The 19,891-nt window shown below is 39.9% G+C and carries 15 protein-coding genes and 1 pseudogene; 3 read left to right on the top strand and 13 right to left on the bottom strand.

All coding sequences use genetic code 11. The features are described from left to right. Nucleotides 1-6: 6 nt before the first annotated feature. Nucleotides 7-903 (top strand): P-loop NTPase family protein, encoded by an 897-nt coding sequence (locus E4N74_RS03135; RefSeq protein WP_255818814.1) that lies wholly within the window; start codon nt 7-9, stop codon nt 901-903. On the opposite strand, the gene E4N74_RS03130 is transcribed toward E4N74_RS03135, so the two are convergent. The 6 genes from E4N74_RS03130 to murG are packed head-to-tail and all read right to left on the bottom strand — an operon-like array spanning nt 893 to nt 7,083. Beyond that, the gene (locus E4N74_RS03130; RefSeq protein ID WP_255806119.1) at nt 893-1,492 is read right to left on the bottom strand and encodes an RlmE family RNA methyltransferase; all 600 of its coding nucleotides are present in this window, start codon (nt 1,490-1,492) and stop codon (nt 893-895) included. The two genes, E4N74_RS03135 and E4N74_RS03130, sit on opposite strands and share 11 nt — an antisense overlap. Continuing rightward, complete coding sequence (locus E4N74_RS03125; RefSeq protein WP_255806118.1) at nt 1,479-2,900, bottom strand: sigma-54-dependent transcriptional regulator; 1,422 nt, start codon at nt 2,898-2,900, stop codon at nt 1,479-1,481. Before E4N74_RS03125 ends, E4N74_RS03130 begins: the two co-directional genes overlap by 14 nt. Continuing rightward, nucleotides 2,897-4,099 (bottom strand): two-component system sensor histidine kinase NtrB, encoded by a 1,203-nt coding sequence (locus tag E4N74_RS03120; protein WP_145475157.1) that lies wholly within the window; start codon nt 4,097-4,099, stop codon nt 2,897-2,899. Before E4N74_RS03120 ends, E4N74_RS03125 begins: the two co-directional genes overlap by 4 nt. After that, complete coding sequence (locus tag E4N74_RS03115; protein ID WP_044979011.1) at nt 4,096-5,385, bottom strand: DNA polymerase III subunit gamma/tau; 1,290 nt, start codon at nt 5,383-5,385, stop codon at nt 4,096-4,098. The genes E4N74_RS03120 and E4N74_RS03115 overlap by 4 nt, the downstream gene beginning before the upstream one ends. Before the next feature lie 18 nt (nt 5,386-5,403). Further along, entirely contained in the window at nt 5,404-5,871 is a 468-nt protein-coding gene (locus E4N74_RS03110; protein WP_044979010.1) for a CvpA family protein, read from the bottom strand. A 45-nt stretch (nt 5,872-5,916) separates the two neighbouring features. Continuing rightward, nucleotides 5,917-7,083, bottom strand: a complete 1,167-nt coding sequence (gene murG, locus E4N74_RS03105) for an undecaprenyldiphospho-muramoylpentapeptide beta-N-acetylglucosaminyltransferase (RefSeq protein ID WP_255818813.1) — start codon at nt 7,081-7,083, stop codon at nt 5,917-5,919. A gap of 238 nt (nt 7,084-7,321) precedes the next feature. Here murG and E4N74_RS12890 point away from each other — a divergent pair. Together E4N74_RS12890 and E4N74_RS03090 are read left to right on the top strand one after the other, a co-directional pair. After that, nucleotides 7,322-8,130 (top strand): annotated as a pseudogene (locus E4N74_RS12890) (Rpn family recombination-promoting nuclease/putative transposase). Nucleotides 8,131-8,254: 124 nt separating this feature from the next. After that, nucleotides 8,255-9,421 (top strand): haloacid dehalogenase-like hydrolase, encoded by a 1,167-nt coding sequence (locus tag E4N74_RS03090; RefSeq protein ID WP_255818810.1) that lies wholly within the window; start codon nt 8,255-8,257, stop codon nt 9,419-9,421. Nucleotides 9,422-9,865: 444 nt separating this feature from the next. On the opposite strand, the gene E4N74_RS03085 is transcribed toward E4N74_RS03090, so the two are convergent. From E4N74_RS03085 to E4N74_RS03055, 7 genes are all read right to left on the bottom strand, one after another. Next, the gene (locus E4N74_RS03085) at nt 9,866-10,072 is read right to left on the bottom strand and encodes a hypothetical protein (protein ID WP_255818808.1); all 207 of its coding nucleotides are present in this window, start codon (nt 10,070-10,072) and stop codon (nt 9,866-9,868) included. After that, a complete protein-coding gene (locus E4N74_RS03080) occupies nt 10,065-10,217 on the bottom strand; it encodes a hypothetical protein (protein ID WP_255818806.1) in 153 nt (50 codons plus the stop codon). Before E4N74_RS03080 ends, E4N74_RS03085 begins: the two co-directional genes overlap by 8 nt. Nucleotides 10,218-10,551: 334 nt before the next feature. Next, entirely contained in the window at nt 10,552-10,767 is a 216-nt protein-coding gene (locus tag E4N74_RS03075) for a hypothetical protein (RefSeq protein ID WP_255818804.1), read from the bottom strand. 78 nt (nt 10,768-10,845) lie between these two features. Further along, nucleotides 10,846-13,953 carry an autotransporter outer membrane beta-barrel domain-containing protein gene (locus E4N74_RS03070; protein WP_255818803.1) on the bottom strand — a complete coding sequence of 1,036 codons (3,108 nt, stop codon included), beginning with the start codon at nt 13,951-13,953 and terminating at the stop codon, nt 10,846-10,848. Between the two features lie 41 nt (nt 13,954-13,994). Beyond that, the gene (locus tag E4N74_RS03065) at nt 13,995-15,191 is read right to left on the bottom strand and encodes a fibronectin type III domain-containing protein (RefSeq protein ID WP_255818801.1); all 1,197 of its coding nucleotides are present in this window, start codon (nt 15,189-15,191) and stop codon (nt 13,995-13,997) included. Beyond that, nucleotides 15,181-17,961: a FecR domain-containing protein gene (locus E4N74_RS03060; protein ID WP_255818796.1), complete on the bottom strand. Its 2,781-nt coding sequence runs from the start codon at nt 17,959-17,961 to the stop codon at nt 15,181-15,183. The genes E4N74_RS03065 and E4N74_RS03060 overlap by 11 nt, the downstream gene beginning before the upstream one ends. Then, nucleotides 17,915-19,825 (bottom strand): adenylate/guanylate cyclase domain-containing protein, encoded by a 1,911-nt coding sequence (locus tag E4N74_RS03055; protein WP_044979006.1) that lies wholly within the window; start codon nt 19,823-19,825, stop codon nt 17,915-17,917. Before E4N74_RS03055 ends, E4N74_RS03060 begins: the two co-directional genes overlap by 47 nt. Between the last annotated feature and the right edge of the window lie 66 nt (nt 19,826-19,891).

Genomic DNA, 19,891 nt, shown 5'->3' with positions numbered 1-19,891 from the left:
GAGCCGATGTTTGATTTAAAAAGACTTTTAAAAAAAATTTTACGGAAGATTAAAGGTACTTCAGTTTATGCCCTTGTCGGTGAAAGCGGAACGGGAAAGAGTTTTAGAGCTCAACTTCTTGCCGAAAAATACGGCATCAAGCTTATCATCGATGACGGGCTTTTAATCTATAACGATAAGATAATTGCAGGTCAATCTGCAAAAAGAGAAAAAACTTTTTTAGCTGCCGTAAAGGTTGCCTTATTTGACGATAAAAAACATAGAGACGGGGCGGCAAAGGCTTTGCAATCCCATAGTTTTAAAAAGATTTTAATATTGGGAACTTCCGAAAAAATGGTAAACAAGATTGCCGCCCGCCTTCAAATTCCGCAGCCTCAAAAAATAATTAAAATTGAAGACATTGCAAGCAGAGAAGAAATCGAAACGGCCATGAGGTCAAGGCGTGTTGAAGGTAAGCATGTAATACCTGTTCCTTCATTGGAAGTACAAAAAAACTATCCGAAAATATTTTATGATAAGATACGGCTCTTTTTTAAAAGCAAAAAAATGCCCTTTGTAGGAACGGAACAATCAAAACTTTTTGAAAAATCCGTAGTCCGTCCGGAATTCTCAAAAGTCGGCACAGTTGAAATATCCGAATCCGCTTTAACTCAAATGGTATTTAATTGTCTTAAAGAGTACGATAAAGAAGTGGTTATCAAAAAACTCAACATCAAAAAAGAAGAAAGCGGATACAGACTTGACATAACTGTTGATATTCCTTTCGGAACTCAGCTGACCGGAAAAATCAATCAGCTCCAAAAATATATAATCGAACAGATAGAGCGGTACACGGGTATATTGATTATTCAGATAAATATTATAATCGATAAAATAATCAGCAAGGAAGATTCTAACCCTTAAAATCCAAACCTATTAAATAGGTTTCAAAACTTGAACTGCGGCATGCTTCCGGCTTAAAGGCTCTTGCCGTCTTAAAACATTTCCTTAAGTTATTTAAGTGAATCTGTTGATCTCCTCCTTGAAATATCTTTACTACAAAGGCTCCGCCTTGTTTTAGCTGCTCTTGAGCATAATAAAGCGCAAGCTCTACCAAACCTGAAGAACGCGCCGTATCAACCGTTTTGTTTCCTGTTGTTGAAGGAGCTGCATCGCAGATAACCGCATCATAAGGCCCCAATTCTTTTACCGATTTTATTATCCCCTTATCGAACATATCGCCTTGAAAAAAATTAAGCCTTTCATCATAAACTGAAGAATCCAGAGGCTTTAAATCGACGGCAGTTACCCTGCCCTCTCTATTTAAAAAGCGCAAAACATAAACAGTCCAGCTTCCGGGGGCAGCTCCCAAATCCAATACCTTATCATTAGGCGAAAAAAGATTAAATTTTTTGTTCATTTCTTCAAGTTTGTATACGGAACGTGCAGGATAATTTTCGGCAAAAGCTTTTTTTGACCAATAATCCGGTTCGCTGTATTTATTTTTTGCCATTTGATTTTTCCTTTTTGGATTGAATTTTTTTTTCTTCCAACATTCGGGATGTATCCTCTTCAATTTCCTCAGCATATTCATCAAGTTTCCGATGGAGGGTTCTGCGTCCTATTCCCAAAATATCGGCTGTCTTGGATTTATTGTTATTTTGGTTTGCAAGAGTCTGCAAAATAATTTGCTTTTCGGCTTCGGCCATATTTACTCCCATAGGTATACGGATTGAAGAAGGCTCGGCTTTTTCGCGTAAACTTGCCGGCAAGTCGTCAAAATGAATTACATTATCGGAGCTCATTACAACGGCACTTTGAATACAGTTTTGAAGCTGCCTTATATTTCCAGGCCATTCATAATTATAAATTGCAGTCCTTGCACGCGGTTCAATAGAATCTATTTTTTTATCGTTCTCCTCGGCAAATTCTTTTATAAAGGCAGCGGCCAAAAGAGGAATATCTTCTTTGCGTTCGCGTAAGGGAGGCACGTGAATATGAACAACATTCAATCTAAAGTAAAGGTCTTCTCTAAAATTTCCTTTTTTTATTTCCTCTACCAGATCCCTGTTTGTTGCGGCAATTATCCTTGTATCTATGCTAATAGTTTCAGTACCTCCTACCCTCTCAAACTTTTTTTCTTGAAGAACACGCAAGAGTTTTACCTGTATCATTTGGTTGATTTCGCCTATTTCATCCAAAAAAAGAGACCCCCCGTTTGCAATCTCAAAACGGCCTCGGCTACGTTGTACGGCTCCTGTAAATGCCCCTTTTTCATGGCCGAAAAGTTCGGATTCCAAAAGGCTCTCGGCAAAGGAAGCACAGTGGACTTGTACAAAGGGCTTATCCTTGCGGTTTGAAAGATTATGAATAGCCCGAGCTATCAGTTCTTTTCCAACTCCCGTTTCTCCGGTAATTAAGACGCTTGCCTTTGTAGGAGCAACTTTTTTTATATTTTCAAAAACCTTTTCCATAAGAGGGCTCTTGCCTATAATATTTTCAAAACTTTGTTTGGTTTCAATGTCGTGTAAAAGTGCTCTATTTTGAAGAACAAGTGCCCTGTTTTGTAAGGCTCTTTTTACTAAAAGAAAAAGACGTTCCAAATTCAAGGGCTTGGTTAAAAAATCGTAGGCTCCCATTCTCATGGCTTCAACAGCAGTTTCTACCGTGCCGTGGCCGGTTAAAACAATTACGGGAACTCCGGGGGTTTTTGAAATAACTTCACGTAAGACTTCTTCACCGCTGATTTCAGGCATTTTTAAATCGGTAATTACAAGATCGACTTCTTCTTTTAAGGCAATATCCAAACCTGTTCTTCCGTTATCGGCAGTAATTACTCCATACCCCTCATCTTCCAAGGCCATCGCAAGGCCTTCACGAATATTTTTTTCATCATCAATAATCAAAATATTAAATTTCATTTTATATCCTTTACCGCATCAAAATCTGAAGTTTTATCGGAGAGTAAAAGCTGTGAACCCTTTCGCTCTATGGGCAGTGAAAATTTAAAACTTGTTCCCATACCGTAATCGGAATAAACGTTTATGTCTCCTCCATGTTCTTTTATGACCTTATAAGTCATGGTCAGCCCCAAACCTGTTCCGTCATGCTTCGTTGTAAAATAAGGTTCGAAAATTTTATGCATATCTTCGGGTAAGATACCCTGCCCGGAATCCGAAATGATTACAACAATAAAATCGTTTACTGCTTTTGTCGATATATCCAAAAAGCCGCCGCCTGGCATTGCGGCTTTTGCATTAGTTAATACATTCATAAATGCCTGCCGCAAGAATCTTTCATCACCTTGAATCTTAGGCATATCCTTTGAAAAACTAAGAGAAATAGTTATACCGCTGTCATTAAACTCGTCAAAAAATGTATCGTATAAATTTTTTAATAAAACATTTATATCTACGGGAACAAATTCGAATTTTAATGGGCGCACGGCAAATAAAAAATCCACCACGATTTTATTGAGTCTTTCAATTTCTTCTTCAATAACATCTATATGTTTTTGAGCTTTTTGGTTTATCGATAAATTACAGGCTGTAAAATTTTTCTTTAAAAGCTGTAAATGAATACTGATTGCGGCAAGAGGATTTTTTATTTCATGAGCAACGGCGGCTGCCACATTTGTTAGACTTGCAAGACTTTCAAGGCGGCGGGTTTTAATTTCTTCAATTCTTTTTTCGGTAATATCCGCAATCATAATTATCGTACCTTGAATTTTTTTTTCGTTTACCAAGGGAAGAACCGAAACTTCAATATATTTATTTTTACTTTCGGGCTTATCGGCTTTTAGATTAAACTCTTTTGAAGTTTGCCCGCTTTCATTTTGAATAACCGAAGCTACAAATTCTGAAATATCAGACGAGTTTATATACTCCCAAACGTTTTTTTCTTGATTATCGCTTAAATGACTTTCCAAAATACGTTCAGCAGCTCTGTTGGATTTTACTATTTTATTCTCCGAGTCGGCAACTACAACTCCGTCATTTAGTGAGTCCATCATAGAGTCCAAAAGAGAATATTCGCTTGCCATTAATTTGACAAAAGTTCTAAGTTGAGCTTCATTCATACTTGAGGACTTTTGTATTCCCCTTCTCATAAATTCTCTCATATAAGTTTTTCCTTAATTTGTTCTGCCAAGTTTTCTAAAGCAGCTTGAGGTGAAATATTAAAAATATCTACACCGGCTTCGGCTCTTTTTATCAATACCGTTATTTTAAAATAAGACTCAACTTCCAATGCCGAACATACTTCATTTTTTAATCCGTCTTGTAAAAAAAATAAAAGGCTGTTTAAGAATAAAATATAAATCGTATGCGGCTTACATTTATTTAAAAGATTTACGATGTTTGCGATCGTGCAATTTGAATTGTCATACTTATTTTTATTTTTGTAATTTGAGATTGAATTATAAAGAGCTGAAGGAAGAATTTTATTTTGCCTGTCTATGAGCAAAAAAATATATTCATAAAATAAGGATGCAGCATTTTGAATTGTCAGGAAACTCACCGGTAAAAAACCGTAAAGGTAAGAGCTTAAAAGATTAAACTTACCGAAGGGCTCATGACAAGGTTCTCCTTTAAAAACCCGTCTTATAACTTCTTCTTGGGATTTTTTTTCTCTTTCTTTAAAAGTATAAGTGCGGACTCTTGATAGTATTGTCGGCATAATCGCGCCACGATGAGCCGTAGTTAAAACAAAAACCGCATAAGAAGGCGGCTCTTCCAAAATTTTTAAAAAGGCATTTCTTGCGCCTTCCTGCATTTTATCGGCATTTTCAACAATCAATACTTTTTTTATTCCCGAAGGCATTAGGCGTACCCATGATGAAGCCTTTCTAACCTGATTTATGGGAATAGTATCGTACATACATTCATCTTGAAGTTTTGCGGCTTTTAAGACAAGAGCTTCCGCAGTTTTGTTAAGCACCTTGTCATCTATAGTTTCGATAGGGCAGGAGCATAGATCGGCTAGAAGCTCTTCAATCTCTGCAATGACGGGAGCGGCTTTGACGAATTTTGTTTCATCCGTATCCCAAAGACGGGAATCGAATCGGGAGGTAAGTTTTCTAATAGCCCGCAAAAATAAATATCGCGAAGAAATGGTTTTTGTTTTTAATAAGGTCTCGCAGGCAGCCTTTATTTCGGGGCTGTGGTCCCGTGCTCCTAAAATAAGAACATCGGGAGAAATCATTTCTTTTTGTCTTAAGCATGAAGAACAAGTACAAGTCCAGTTTCCTGTTCCCGTACAAGAAACGGAACGGGCAAGCTCAAGGGCTGCGGTCAGTTTTCCTGAACACTCAGGCCCCGAAAACAAAATCGAAGGCGGAAGTTTTTTTTGTTGTATATCTTGAATGAGCCTAAGACCAGCTTCTTGATCTATGAGATTTTCAAACATTTATACCCCCTATAAAAACTACAACTGCTTGGTTATATCTAAAATAAATGGAGAAAGAATTTTAGCAAAAATGCTTTCACTCAATATTTTATCAAATGAAACAAAGGTTTGTATATTGATGAGCATTAGGATAACTCCTATTACAATCAATCCCTCTACAAGACCTAAAAAAAATCCCAATGACCTATCCAAATTTTTTAAGGACTCGCTTGAAAAAAGAGAGCCTAAAAAAACTTGCACCAATTTTATAACCAAATAAACGGATAAAAATAAAATCAAAAATGATATTATAGCGGATAATGACTTTTCGCCTAAAAGCTCGGTAATTACGGGAGTAAGTAATTTATAAAACAAAAAAGCTACAAGCCCGCCGACAATAACCGCCGCTTTTGAAAAAAACTCGTCTATAAATCCTGTAATAGTAACCTTAATAACAAAAAAAGCCATGATAATCAAAAAAACTATATCGGCACTTCCTATCCGCATTTAATTATTCTCCACCATTTAATTATCTCCATCTATTTAAAACTCCTAATCCTTAACGGTAAAAAAAGTTTTTAAAAAATCGGCAATTACAAGGGCAGGTTTTTCACCGGCCAAGGCAGCTGAGGCCTGAGCCATCTTTTTTAGCCTCTCGTTTCCGGTTACGCTTTCTTCAAACCCAAGCTCCCGCAAAAGCCTTATAAAGACATCAGACCTTACATCTTCACCCAAAAGAATTTCTGCGGCACCTTTTTTCTTAAAGAATTCGGCATTTTCTATTTGATCGCCGCGGGAGCTTCCCTTTTCAAGAGGAACCAAAATCATAGGCTTACCGGCGGCAGCCGATTCCCAAACCGTATTCGCTCCTGCCCGCGACACCACAACCGAAGAAAGGCTTAAAACATCGGCCATCTCTTTTTTTATAAAGGGATAGGGCTTATAGTTTTCTGCAAATTCGGGGGAAGAATTTAAAAGGTCTTCTTTAATTTTTTGTCCCTGATCCATATTGGCTTCTCCAATCTGATGAACCACAACAAAATGCTTTACAAGATACTCGATTGAATCCGAAATCAAAGCGTTTAACTGTCTTGCACCGAGGCTCCCGCCCAATACAAACAAAACAGGTAAGTCCGATTTTATGTTTAAAAAGGATTGCCCATTTTCAGGCCTACCCGAATAAAAACTTAAGCGCACGGGATTCCCCGTACAAATAACCTTTGAGCGAAGCGGAGCCGGTAAAAGTTCCGCCGTTTCTTGATATGAAACCAAAATACGGTTTGCAAATTTTGCATTAATCCTTGTTGCAAGGCCGGGCGAAAAATCACACTCATGAGTGATAACGGGAATTTTTAAAAGCCTTGTTGCAGCGCATGGCGGCACCGAAACAAACCCGCCCTTAGAAAAAACAAAAACAGGTTTTAACTTTAAAAGAATAAAAAATGATTTTATAAAGCCTGCCGCAACCTTAAAAATATCTATAAAATTTTGAAAACTAAAATACCGCCTTAATTTTCCGGCAGGAATACCTATGAATTCAAGAACTGAAGGAGAAGCCGAGTAAAGCTCGGAAGATTCAACTATCTTGCGGTCAATGCCCTTAGCAGAGCCGATCCAAACTATTCTACATTCTAAAGAAGAGCTCAAGGCCTCGGCAACTGCCAGTCCGGGAAAAATATGCCCCCCCGTTCCGCCTCCGGTAAAAACAACACATTTCATGGAATTCAGTGTATCACAATGACACAATTTTGAAAAGAGCTGCACATTCCTTTGGTTTATTTTCAGTTTTTAATTTACCTGCAAAAAACAAAAAGAATTTTAATTGAATATATGTAATTATTTGGTCATTCAACTACCTTATTTTTTTCAAATTTTACCATCTATTGCAAACAATTTATATAATAATTATGAAAGGGAAAAAATTTTTCTCTTTTAAATAATTTCTATGAAGTTTGGTATGAATCAACCATTTACAATCACCCTCCGCAACGACTACGCTTTTAAACGAGTCTTTGGAACTGAAGAAAACAAAGATGTTCTACAGGATTTATTAGAATGTATCTTAGACATTCCGCCTGAGAATATCGCAGGTTTAGAGCTCTTGGATAAAGAGTTTCATAAGGAGCTTTTAAGTGAAAAACTCGGTATCTTGGATATTAAGTTAAGACTAAAAGACGGAACCTTTGTCGATATTGAGATTCAAAACAACTGGCATTTTGATTTTCCTGAAAGAACCCTGTATTATTGGTCTAAAATGTACAATGAAGGAATAAAACAAGGTCAAGACTATTGTAAAATTTTTAGCCGAATATTATTATAATAATGGTAATACACTTTAATATATCGAAAGTTAAGAAGGGGTTTCCAAAGGGAACTCCCTTTGGCAGACGGAAAAGATAGGAGGGGTTATAGGGGAGGAAAGAAAACCTGTTCTGTCGGGTTGTCTTTCCTCCCCTAATTGATAATGAGGAGGTACGTAATATGCTGGCACAAGAATCACCTATAATGGCAAAAGCCAATGCAACAATAAACATAATGGAAATGAGCCCAAAAGAAAAATGGCTATATGAAAACCGTATGAAATATGAACATGACAAAGCCTCGTGGAAACATGTGGGGTATCAAGAAGGTATTGAACGAGGCTTTGCTAATGGAGTTTATCAGAAGTCAATTGAAACAGCCAGAATTATGAAACATGAAGCTTTTGATTTAAACATAATTTCAAAAATTAGCGGTTTAAGCAAAGAAGAAATTGATAGACTATAATTAATTTTAGAAGATAACCGTATCGGTTTGCATGAAGTATTATGGCTATATTATCAAACCATAAACTTTCATTTTTTTCCCTTTCCGATTGACTTTATTTTATAATTTATTCATAATAAGGCTTATGCTTAACGATGATGCTTTAATTTTAAAGACGGGAAACTGGGAGCCTCAAAATAAAAAGAGGCTTGAAAAACTGATAAGGGAAAAAGCCTTTAACGGAAATTATGCCGTTTTTGACTGGGATTTTACTTCAATTTTTTATGACACACAGGATAATCTTTTTGTGTACCAGATTGAAAATCTTTGTTTTAATTTAAACCCTGAAGAATTTAATCAAACCATAAGGGCGGGAATTCCTCAAGACGAGATTTTGCCCCATACAATAAACCTTGAAGGCAGAGCCTTAACTGCCGAAGAACTTTCGGACGATCTAAATGAACGCTACAAGTTTCTATATAAAAATTATTTGAGCCTTAGCGGAAAAATGAGCCTTGCAGAAATTACATCGACCGAAGAATTTATAGATTTTAAGGCTAAGATGCTCGTTTTAATGCGGGGAGCAGCCTCCCTTTGCGGTGTGGACATCGGCCAATCCGTAAGCACCGGTATGACGATAGAAGAACTTTCAGCCCTTACCGAAACGGCAATAGACCAAGGACTAAAAGACGAAATAAAAACTTATAAGGTAAGATCTTCATCGGTCTTAAAAGGAAGAGCCGGAGAAGTAGAAGGCGGCTATAGAAAGGGCTTGCGCGTTCAAGAAGAAATGCAAGACCTGTTTTCGGCTTTAAGGAAAAACGGAATCGAAGTTTATATTTGCTCGGCCTCCCAAGAAGACAATGTACGAGTTTTTGCCTCCAACCCAAAATATGGATATAAGCTGGAGAGCAAAAACGTTTTCGGAAGAAGAAGGCTCCTGGATGAAAATAAAAAGCTTACCGTTATAGATGACAGCTCGATTCCTGCAACAAGAAAAGAAGGAAAGGCCGAAGCAATAAAAAAAGTCCTTGCCCCGAAACACCAAAACAAAGCTCCCGTTTTAATAGCAGGCGACGGGGACGGCGATTTTTATATGATGGATGCTTTTAAAGACAAGGCCTTAATCCTAATCTTTAACAGAAGCCCCAAAAAAGAGGCTAAAATATATCCACTTTTAATGAGCGGGATTAAAGAAAGAGGCAATCCTGATGCTCGGATAATTGTTCAGCACAGAAATAACGAAAAAGGATGTTTTATTTCAAAGGCTCCGGAAGAAGAAAAGCCGCTAGACAGCCTGCCTGAAAAGTAAGCCGCCCTTTCTGTAGTTTTTTTATTTAACCGCCAAGATGCAAAGACCGCAAAGGATTTTTTAATGGTGTTTTAATATTGGTAACCTCTAAAAACTTCAGTTTTTTGAGGTTTTCCTTGATTTTAATTTGCGATGTTTTTCATAAGTCATTGACATATAAAGGCTTATGAAAAACTCGTCAGGCATCTCTAAAAATCCAACAAGGTTTTTAGAGATGCCCTATTATATTATTAAATTTACCCTTGGCGTTCCTTGCGGCCTTGGCGGTTTATATTCCTTTATTTAACCGCAGCGAGCGCAAAGCGTTGAGCTCACGCTCAACTTCGCAAAGTATTTTTTTATAAAACTAAAAAAGAAACAGCCAAACTTATGAAAAATCGAGGCTATCCGCCGGCAATTAATTAATTGCTTCCACTTCTTTTTGGCTGAGGCCTGTCGCTTGCATTATCTTTTTCCGAAAAAGCAATGTGACGGCTCCATCATAAAATCACGCAGTGGAACATATTTAGCTTTTGGAAATGACTGTATTATACCCGATACGGTATTCGTATCGGTGAATTCTTTACCGGACTTCATCATCGCATAATTCCATTCCCTGATATTATGAATGTCTTCTACGGTAAAATTACCGCTTACGGTCGGTTTATTCATCTGTGCCTCCTATAAGCATTGACGGACAGTATATTTTGATTTCAGGCAGATTTCTTATGTTCGTTATCCGCTTTATACCGTCAATTGTTTTATCATTGACAATGTGTTTAAAATTCCATGATATGATTATATCACACTGAGCCATTATCGCCGTTGCTATATGTCGGCAATCGTCAAAACATTAATAGCACTGTGTCATACATTTTTTCCGGTGAGTCTTCAGCTTTGAGAAAACTTATCACTGATGTATCAAGATATATCCGCCGTTTCATACTTTATTATACCACAACTTCGGTAATTTTGTAAGGGCATTATTTAACCGCAAAGATATAAAGAACGCAAAGAAATTTTTTAATGGTGTTTTAATATTTATATTATTTAATTTACCCTTGGCGTTCCTTGCGGCCTTGGCGGTTTATATTCCTTTATTTAACCGCAGCGAGCGCAAAGAACGCCAAGAGATAGTATAATTTAATGAATCATGAGTAGTTAACGAATCGAAAAACAGCCAAACTTATGAAGCTAAAAAACTTTGACATAGCCTTAATTAAAGAAATAACAGGCCTTCCCGAAGAAGAGATTGAAAAACTATAGCTTATACAGGCAGACATCCTGTCCGCTTTGGCAGCCAAAATTCCGCTTAGGGGCTGCACCCCTAAGAACCCGCATTGAGCCATTATCGCCAGCTGTTGCATTATGCCGCAAAAGCGGCAAATCTGTTGAAAACCGTGCATCCTGCACGGTTTTCGAACAATTATACCCCACCGTTGCTATTAAGGCAAAGGCTGCACAGTCGTCAAACAGCCATTTGAGCCGACATACCACTGGATCGGGGGAGAGCCTGCCTGCGGCGTTACCTCAAACTTTTTGTAGGTTTGGGTAATCGCTACAGGGGTGCCGCCAAGCACCTGCGTACCCACATTGTAGCTGTCGTTCGGTACCGTAATGCGTGCTGCCTTACCGCCTGAGGGACTCAAGGAGCCGTCAACGGTTATCTTTGCACCGCCGCCGTATTTTTCCAAATACACATCGTTGCTGTTTACATCAATTTTTGCACTGCCCTTCATTTTAAATACTGTGTTGGCGTTCTGGACATACACGCCGCTGCCATTTTTCTTCGCCCAGTTATTGATAACCTGTACGTTGTCTTCAAGCGTCAATTCGCATTCTGGGCCGACCCAGATGCCGCCGCCGCTTTCATAGTAGCCGTCTCCTGTCGCTTTGTTTGCGTCATTTGTACCCGTGCCGCCGATGGTGGTATTGCCTGAGACGGTTACTTTAGCTTGATCGGAACTGCTGTTCGCGAAGATTGCGCCGCCGCTCTTTGCCGTGTTGCCTTTAAGGGTGCAGTTTGTTATTTTGACGGTTGCGCCATATGCATATATGCCACCGCCAGACTCTTCCGCTTTGTTGCCAATAAGTTGTACGCCCTCTGCCGAGATGCCGCCTAGATTCAAGATGCAGCCTTCTCCGATACATATTGCGCCGCCTATTCCTAAGTTCTTCGCTTCGTTTGCCTCATCCGTACCCATACCGCCGATTGTCCCGCCTTTGATGGTTACGGTCGAGACGGTGGTATCTTTCTTTACCACGTAGATTGCGCCACCGCCACCGCTGCCGCCTGCGGCTCTTGCCGTGTTGCCTTTAAGGGTGCAGTTTTTTATGTTGACGGTGGCTCCTTCTGCGTATACGCCGCCGCCGGAAAAATTTGAGTCGTTGCCGATAACCTGTACGTTGTCTTTAAGCGTCAATTCGCAGCCTATGCCGACCCAGATGCCGCCGCCGGAGGTCGCTTTGTTTGCGTCATTTGCACCCGTGCCGCCGATGGTGCCGCCTGAGATGGTTACGATGGACGGTTTGTTCAACGAACTGTCGGTCTTTTTTGCGTAGATGGCTCCGCCGATTCTGTTGTAGGTGTTCACATCCGTCTCGTTGCCTTTAAAGGTGCAGTTTGTTATGTTGACGATGGCTCCTTCTGCGTATATGCCGCCGCCGGACCCATTCTTCGCTTTGTTACCGATAACCTCTGCGTCGTTCTTCATCGTTAAGGTGCAGCTTTCGCCGACCCAGATGCCGCCGCCGTCTTTTTGCGCTATATTTTTGTTCGTATCCGTGCCGCCGATAGAGCCGCCTGAAATGGTTACGCTGGAGCCGGTGCTGCCGTCCTTTTTTGCGTAGATGGCTCCGCCTTGTATTGCGGTGTTTCCCGTAAGGGTGCTATTTGTTATTTTGACGGTTGCGCCTTCTGCGTAGATTGCACCGCCGTACCTGTCCGTCCCATATTGGCCCATGTTTGCATTTCCTTGTTTAAGCGTCAACCCGTTCAGCTCAAGACTTTTACCGCTTGCCACATTGAAGATGCGGCATTTAGAATCGGCATTAATCACTGCATCTGTATTAAAAACCTTTATTTTAACATTTCGGCCCACATTTATTTGTTCGTTATTCTTTATGGTCTGTCCGCCTATGGTTATGCCGCCGCTGTCTTGCGCTTTTATTTCGTTTTTTATGGTAATGACAGGTTCAGTTTCACGTTCGACGGCATATTTTAGCTTAGCCCATGCGTCAGGCTTGCTGCCGTCAATTACATTGCCTACTATCCGCTTAAGCCTGTAGTAAACGGTTTTTTGGTTAGAGGCAAAGCCCGGCTTGTCTGCTTTAAACCGTACTTCATAGTTTATCGTACTTCCTATGGCAGAGGGTGCAAGTAGCTTTATGCCTTGCAGAGGGGTAGTCGGGGTTGCCAATCCTTCACCACTACCCGTTGTGCTAGTTTCCAAGTTTGTTACCCAATACCTAATCTTTACGCTATCGGACGGGGTTAGGCACCATACCTCCAGATCTACATCGTCTCCGTTACAGCTTATCTCATATGGATTTATGTCTGAACCGTCTCCGCTTCCGCTTGGCACAGGAGGAGTCGACTGTACCTGTATTTCTCCGATCTTTCTTATACAAGTGCTGCCTTGAACTTTGTTTGAAACGAGTCCCGCTTCATCGCTGAGCCATGCCTCGTATGTTTTTAACGCTGATGAAGGAGAAACTTCGACATCCGTTTTAAAATATATGAGCCATTTATCTGTAGGCGCAGGGAATGAAGGCGGAGTCCCCTCATATTCGCCTGTGACCAACTGAGTTGCATTAGCTAAAAACGGAGAACCTGATTCCCAGTTAATTTTTTTAGCCGTAAAATCGATACCTGTTACGGTGTAATCAGAGGAACCTCCGCCTTCTGTTGTGATATGCAGCTTTTTTATGTCTTCATGTACATAATGCCCCGAGGTTGCCTCGTCTCCCATATTCTTTGCTTGGAATATGAGCACATAGTACCATTTCGTTCCTACCTGCGTTTTTCCAACTCCCTTGTATTCTAAAGAAGGAGCTGTATCTGCCTTTAGGTTTAGACTAAACTTTTTATTGAATTTTCTGCCGTCTGTTGAAATAAGGGCAATTTCGGGGCCTATGTCGCGGGAGCTCCATTCGTGCTTTTTCAAAAAGTCCGACTTGTACGTGAGCTTTAGTGTCAGTTTATCAGGCGTTTGCTCCAGAGTGTAGTCCGCGTTGTATACAGGCGGCGTTGAAAGCCCGGGAAAGCTGATAACCTTTCCCGGATCGGCTGCGGTTGGCATAACGAGGCTGAATTTTCTAGGATTATGCAGTTTAATCGTAAGCGTTACATCGTCTGCCGACGGTACGCACGGCACTCCAGCCGCATTCGTTGGATGGGACTTATCAATGTCGAAGCCCCTAGGAACAACTTCACTAGACCAGTAGCCTAGGAATTCTTCAGGGTCTTCTAAAAACTGTTTGCAGCTTGTAAATACAATGGCAGCTGTCAATACTGCCGTTCCAATTGTTAAAATCTTTAAAAGTTTTTTCATCACTGATTACTCCCTTAATTTTGGGGGCGAGCTTTCCAATACTAAAATTCCCAGCCTACTGAAAGCGAGGGCTGCACTATGTATTTGGGAAAACTTTTTCTAAACGGAATTATATGATCGACATTTAATTCTATATATAATTTTTTATAAACATAAACCTGCAAGGCTGTTCCGAAATTCATTGTCAACCCCCAGTACCAAGCTTGATCGCTTCTAAAATCGGAATCGTCGAAAATAAATTGTGTATTTACCATAAATGCAGAACCGAAACCTAAGTGTGCATCAAAATTAAGGCGGTGCCTTATTATAGATTTCATATAAACAGCCTGTATGCCGGCTAAAAGAAGACCCGCAGACAGGGTATAATCGGTGTTTTTATTTTTTAAGTACATCCCCGAACCGGTAAGATTAAAGCCGAAATTTCCGTAGGAACGCTTTATAGGCACAAAAGAAAACCTTAAAACGCCGCTTAAGGCGGCAAAATCTTTTCCAAAGTATTCTTTAAAAACCTTGTTCCCTGCAAAGCCGTTAAAGGCATAGCCGCCCGACAGATAAATATCAACAGGTTTTTGAAACTTAAATGTCATTTTTTGTTTTGAATCTTTTAAACCGCTTGGGTCGGTAACAACAAATTCATACTGCCCCGGATTGACTCTCAACATATTAAAACTTATCTTTGCCTTAGTTCCGTCAGGGCTTATCTCTACAATTTTGCCGAAAATGGGAGAGCTGCCTTCTTTTTGAAGAGCAAAGGCCGTTTCTTCTCTAAAATTTTTACCTGAAAGGCTTACAACATCGCTGTATTCTTCGTCAAAATATATTGCCTCCGGCGAAACTGAAAAAGTTTCAGGCTGATAAGCCAAAAGAATATCAAAATAACGGTCTGCACTTACAGCATCTACCTGACCTAAAAGGTTTATAACCTTTATCCTGTACCGGTAATTCCCGGCAGGTAGGGACACTTCAAGAGAATTTTGCTTTAATTTCTTTTTATCTACAATAACCCACTTGCCGTTTTTTTCTTTCTTTTCAAGCTCGAATTCAAAATGCAGGATACCTTCTACATTTTCCCAAGAAAGCGTTTGATAAAAAACCGTTTTTTTTCCTTCCGTTTCAATAATATAATTTTTCTTTACTTCATTAGTCTCTTCAACCTTTTGAGCAAAAGCGCCCAAAGGGAACAAAAGCAGCAAAAATAAAATCACTAAATTCCTGATAAATATTCTTTTATCTTCCATAAAGGACTCCCGTTTCATCAGTTTCTACATTATCTTTTTTAGGTAAATCGATGTCAAAACGTTTTCTTGAAGGAGTTCCGGTTTGAAACACCAATCCGCTGTCCAAACGCCGTTCCGCAATAACCTCTGTAAAGAATGCCCCGCGAGATAATCGGCTTAAATCCTTAAATTCATAAACAAGATCCTCTGCTCCCGATTTTGCTTTAATTTCGGTGCTTGCAATTACTTTGTTTTTCTCATTATATATTTTCATAACATAATGAGTTGCCTTATCAACAGGCTTCCACTTAAAGACTATACTTCGATGTGAAGAAAAGAATGGAATACCTAAGACTTCTTTTTCGCCCGGGAATACAAACCTTGCCTTTGGAAGAGGCGGTATGGGCAAAACCGTAAATGCGGAATATTTTTCCGACGAAATATCGAATCCGTCCTCGGTTTCGGCTATAACCTTCCAGCGGTATTTTCCTGATGCTAAAGGCGGAAGCTGCACCTTATACCCCGCATCTTTTAAAGCAAAAACGGGAGCGCGTACGCCTACCTTTTCCAGAATAAATTCTACACCTACAGGCGGATGAACGGACGACCACTCTGCCTGAGAAGGATTCAAAGCGGCTTCAATACCGTCAATCTTTGCACCTTCGGCAGGTTTTAACAGCTCTACAGGCTTCAAATGTTTTGCCGTAAAGCCGTGCGCCTGTGAAAGCCCAAACTTTCGGCTTGAAGTCAATGTTGCATTTGCAAAGGCCTGTATATTCAATATGTAGTCCCCGTCTTCAAATTTACCCATAGCAATTTCTATTTCGGTTTTTGAAGCATAAAGGTCTTCATAAAAAGGTTTAGAGCCGGGAATTCTGTCTGTCAGTTTTACCTGATAGTAATCCGCACCTTCTACCGGTTTCCAGTTAAATTTGCTTTTACGTCCGGGCACTATGACAATGCTTTTTTTTGCATTTTCCAGCTCAGGCTTATCGAGAAGAGGAATAACGTTTAATTTTTTTACGTCCGATACATACTGCTTTCCGTCCAATTCGGTACATACGCGCCAATACCATTTGCCTTCAGGTAAGGTAATGCCGTCAATGCCTAAACCTTTGGTAGATTTATTAACGGTAAGAGTTTTAAAGTCTTCGGTATCCGAAACCTGAACAATCTGTTCCGAATCGAAATTACTCTTCCATGTGAAGAAGGTGTCTCCCGTCAAAGGCTGAAGCAAATTATAATCATTAGGCGGAAAAACGGCACGCAAAATAATCTCTGAGTCCATAGTTCTAAAAGAAGCCGGATCGCTTATACCTATTTCGTTATCCTTTGCGTCAAGAGAGGCAACAGTCATATAATACTCGCCGTTAGGCAAAAGTTTTGAAGCTTCTTTTAAGTCCAAATAGCTCGTTATGACTATATTGTTTATAAGAACATCGGTCATATCCTTATCTCTCGCTATTTTCACCCTGTATTTTGCCGCATCCAAATTAGGTTTCCAAGAAAAAGTAATGCCCTTTCCTTTCGAGGTATCCATAACTTTTTTCATATGAAGAAGTTCGGGCTTTTCGGCATCTTCCGTCTTTTTTACACGGAAAGCCGAAACTTCGGAGGCTTGGGCTTTAAATGAAGAATCGAATCCGTATTTTGGAAGAACACGCCAATACCAAGTTCCTTCCGTCAATTCCGAAATTGAAAAAGATTCCGTGCTCGAATTTTTGACTACTTTAGGATTTTCCATATTCTTATTGTCTGCAATCTCAACCGTGTAGTATGAAGAAAGCTCATTACCTTCCCATAAAAATCTGATAGAGGGCGGATTCGTATTATAGGCAAAGGCAGTATCCGGTTCAGGAAGAAGAGTTACCGGAGTCGGAGCTTTGATAACCGTTACTTTTCCGGATACGGCATCTTCGCTTTCAGCTCCTGCCTTACCTGCATACAATCTCCAGTGCAGGGCACCGCTGTCATGCTTGACGGTAAATTCTTTTAAACCGCGGACATCATATTTTTTAGTATCTACGCTAAAATTGCTCAAAGGAGAAGTTTCAAGGAAAATTTCTTCGTTATTGGGAAAGGAAGATTGCCACTTAAATTTAATATCAACACCTAAATCATCCCTCGATTGATTTAAAAGTCTCAGGCTCTTTCCGGGGCTTATCATAACCAGTTTTGCCTGTTCGCCCTGCTGTAAGACGGAACCGGCTTCTAAAACTTCCGTTTCTCCGTTTTTTCCGCCTGTAACTGAAACGGAACCTTCTTCTACCGCAAGCTGAAGACTTTCAGCATCGCCTTTTTGAACATGCAATACCGAGCCTTTTTCGATGTTTATGTCAGCATTATCCGATTTTAAGCGTAAATTATTGTTTGCCGTTTTTGCCGAAACCGAGCCCGAATTCAAATTAAGTTCCGATTCTTCATTTTTTGTAAAAATCTGAACCATCGTGTTTGAGTCAACCTCGACTACATTGCTTGCATCCTCATTTCCCAAAAAATGAATGGTCGCCAAGGCTTCATTTGCAGTTCTTATAGTATCTCCGTTATATAAATAGGAATTTTGAACGGGACGATCCCATACGGCTCTATCGTTGAATTTACGCTGAACGGTTTTGTATTTATATTCAATGGTCGCTATGGGAGTATCCGTGCGTTCAAATGTTCTGTTTAGCTCCTTTACAAACAAAAACAAGTCAAAAAATATAACCGTCAGAGAAACAATGACCACAACAAGGTCTAAAAAATTACTGTTTGTTTTGGGATTGAATGTTGTATTTCTTTTCGTCTTCATTTACATCTACCTTATTTAAATCGGGAGTAGGAATTCCTAATTTTGCTCTAATTTGAGCCAAACTCTTAGGCCCTTTTTCTCCGGCTCCGGGAATGCCCGTTTCTTCAGGCATATTTATAACCGCAAACATTCTTAAAGGATCCGATTTTCCTTTAACCGTAACGGACGGCATTTCTTCAACCAATACCTTATCTTTTACAAGTTTATAAGTGTTTTCGGTAATAAGAATATCCGTTCCGAGAGGCTTATTTAAGGATTCGGTACGGGATGCTAAGTTTACGGCATCGCCTATTACCGTATATTCCATCCTCTTCTTTGAACCTATCTGGCCTGCAACTACGGGACCTGAGTTAATACCGCAGCCTATGCGGATTATAGGCTTTTTATCGCCTCCTCTGCCCTGATTAAATATAATTAAGGCGGCCCTCATCCTCAAAGCAGCCCTTATACAGTTAAGCGCATCCTCTCTAGGACTGCCCGCACTTGTAGGCGCACCCCAAACGGCCATAACTGCATCGCCTATAAATTTATCTACTACGCCATGGGTATCGTTTACGCACTCTACCATCTGGGTCATGTACTCGTTTAGGAATTCTACAACCTCATTCGGTTCAAGTTTTTCAGAAATAGCCGTAAAGGAACGGATATCCGAAAAGAAGATAGTTGTATTCTTTGTTTCGCCTCCGAGTGCAAGCTCACCCTTCATAGCAAGCTCTGCAATCTCCTTATTTATAAAGCGTCCGAACGAATCTTTAAGTCTTTCTCTTTCAGCCAAGCCCTTACCCATTCTTACAAAGCTGTTCGTTAAAAGGCCTATTTCATCCTTAGTCTTAGCTTTAAGATCAAGCTCATAATTGCCCTGCTCTATTTCGCCTGCTGCCGAGGCAAGAGCCTTAACCGGAGAGCTTATCGATTTGGAGAAAAACCAGATAAAAAGGATTGCAAGAGCCAAGACCGCAACACCCAAGGTAACATTTTTAAAGGTTGACCTGACTACCGGTTCCAAAACCTTATCGGCTTCGGCTGTGGTAAGAACTGCAAGATCAGCTATCGAAAGTTTTCTGTAGGCTCCGAATTGTTTTTTACCTTCTTTGTCGGTAAAAAGAATTTGCCTGTTCATGTCTCCTTTTTCGCGCATTTCCATAAAGAGTTTTGAGTCCCTTACATTAACTCCGTTTTTGGTAAGTTCAAAGTCGGGATGAATTAAGATGTCTCCCAAATTATTTACAAGATAGGTTGTTTGAAGTTTTCCGGAACCTAAGTGCTCTGATAATGTTTCGGAAGAAAAGAAGATTACCAAGCCCTGATCCAAGCCATTCTCCTTATACGGGTAAAAAAGAACAAGAATAGAATCCCCAAAAAACGGAGAGGCATTTATAACCTGCGCTATTCCCTTTTCCGCCTGAATGGCCGTATCCATTTCGTTTTCGATAAATTCATCAATAATGGAAGAATCAAGCTCATGCGAAAGGAAGAAATTGGTACTCAAGAGTTTCCTATAAAGGCGTTTATCCATTCTTGCATCTGTAACCAAAACGGCTGCAACTTGAGGATTTCTCTCAAAATAAAAGTCGGCAGTCTGCTTTGCTATGCCTGATCCGCTTTCCGTCGAGTTAAGAACATCCAAGAACAAAAAGGCATTGGCCCTTATAGACAAAAGCTCTTTTTCTGCCGCAGCCCCTGCTTGAAAATTTACCGTTCTGTTGCTTTCCTCAGACATAGTTTGAATATCTTCTCCTACAAACCATGTAACGAGGCCTGTCATAGTCCCCAGAGAAAACACAACCAAAATCGAAATAATAATTATCAGCTTAGCACCGATTGAGAATTTAACCTTCTCGTTTGAGCCCTCATTTTTTAACATAATTTCTCCAAAAAAATCAGCATAATAGTTGTTATATATTTTATCACATAAAATCAAAATCTTCAA

Origin of the sequence: Treponema putidum, assembly GCF_024401155.1 — a bacterium.
GTDB classification, from domain to species: domain Bacteria; phylum Spirochaetota; class Spirochaetia; order Treponematales; family Treponemataceae; genus Treponema_B; species Treponema_B putidum.
Note: the sequence above shows the minus strand (reverse complement) of the source record. Positions and strands in the feature narration are given on the sequence as shown.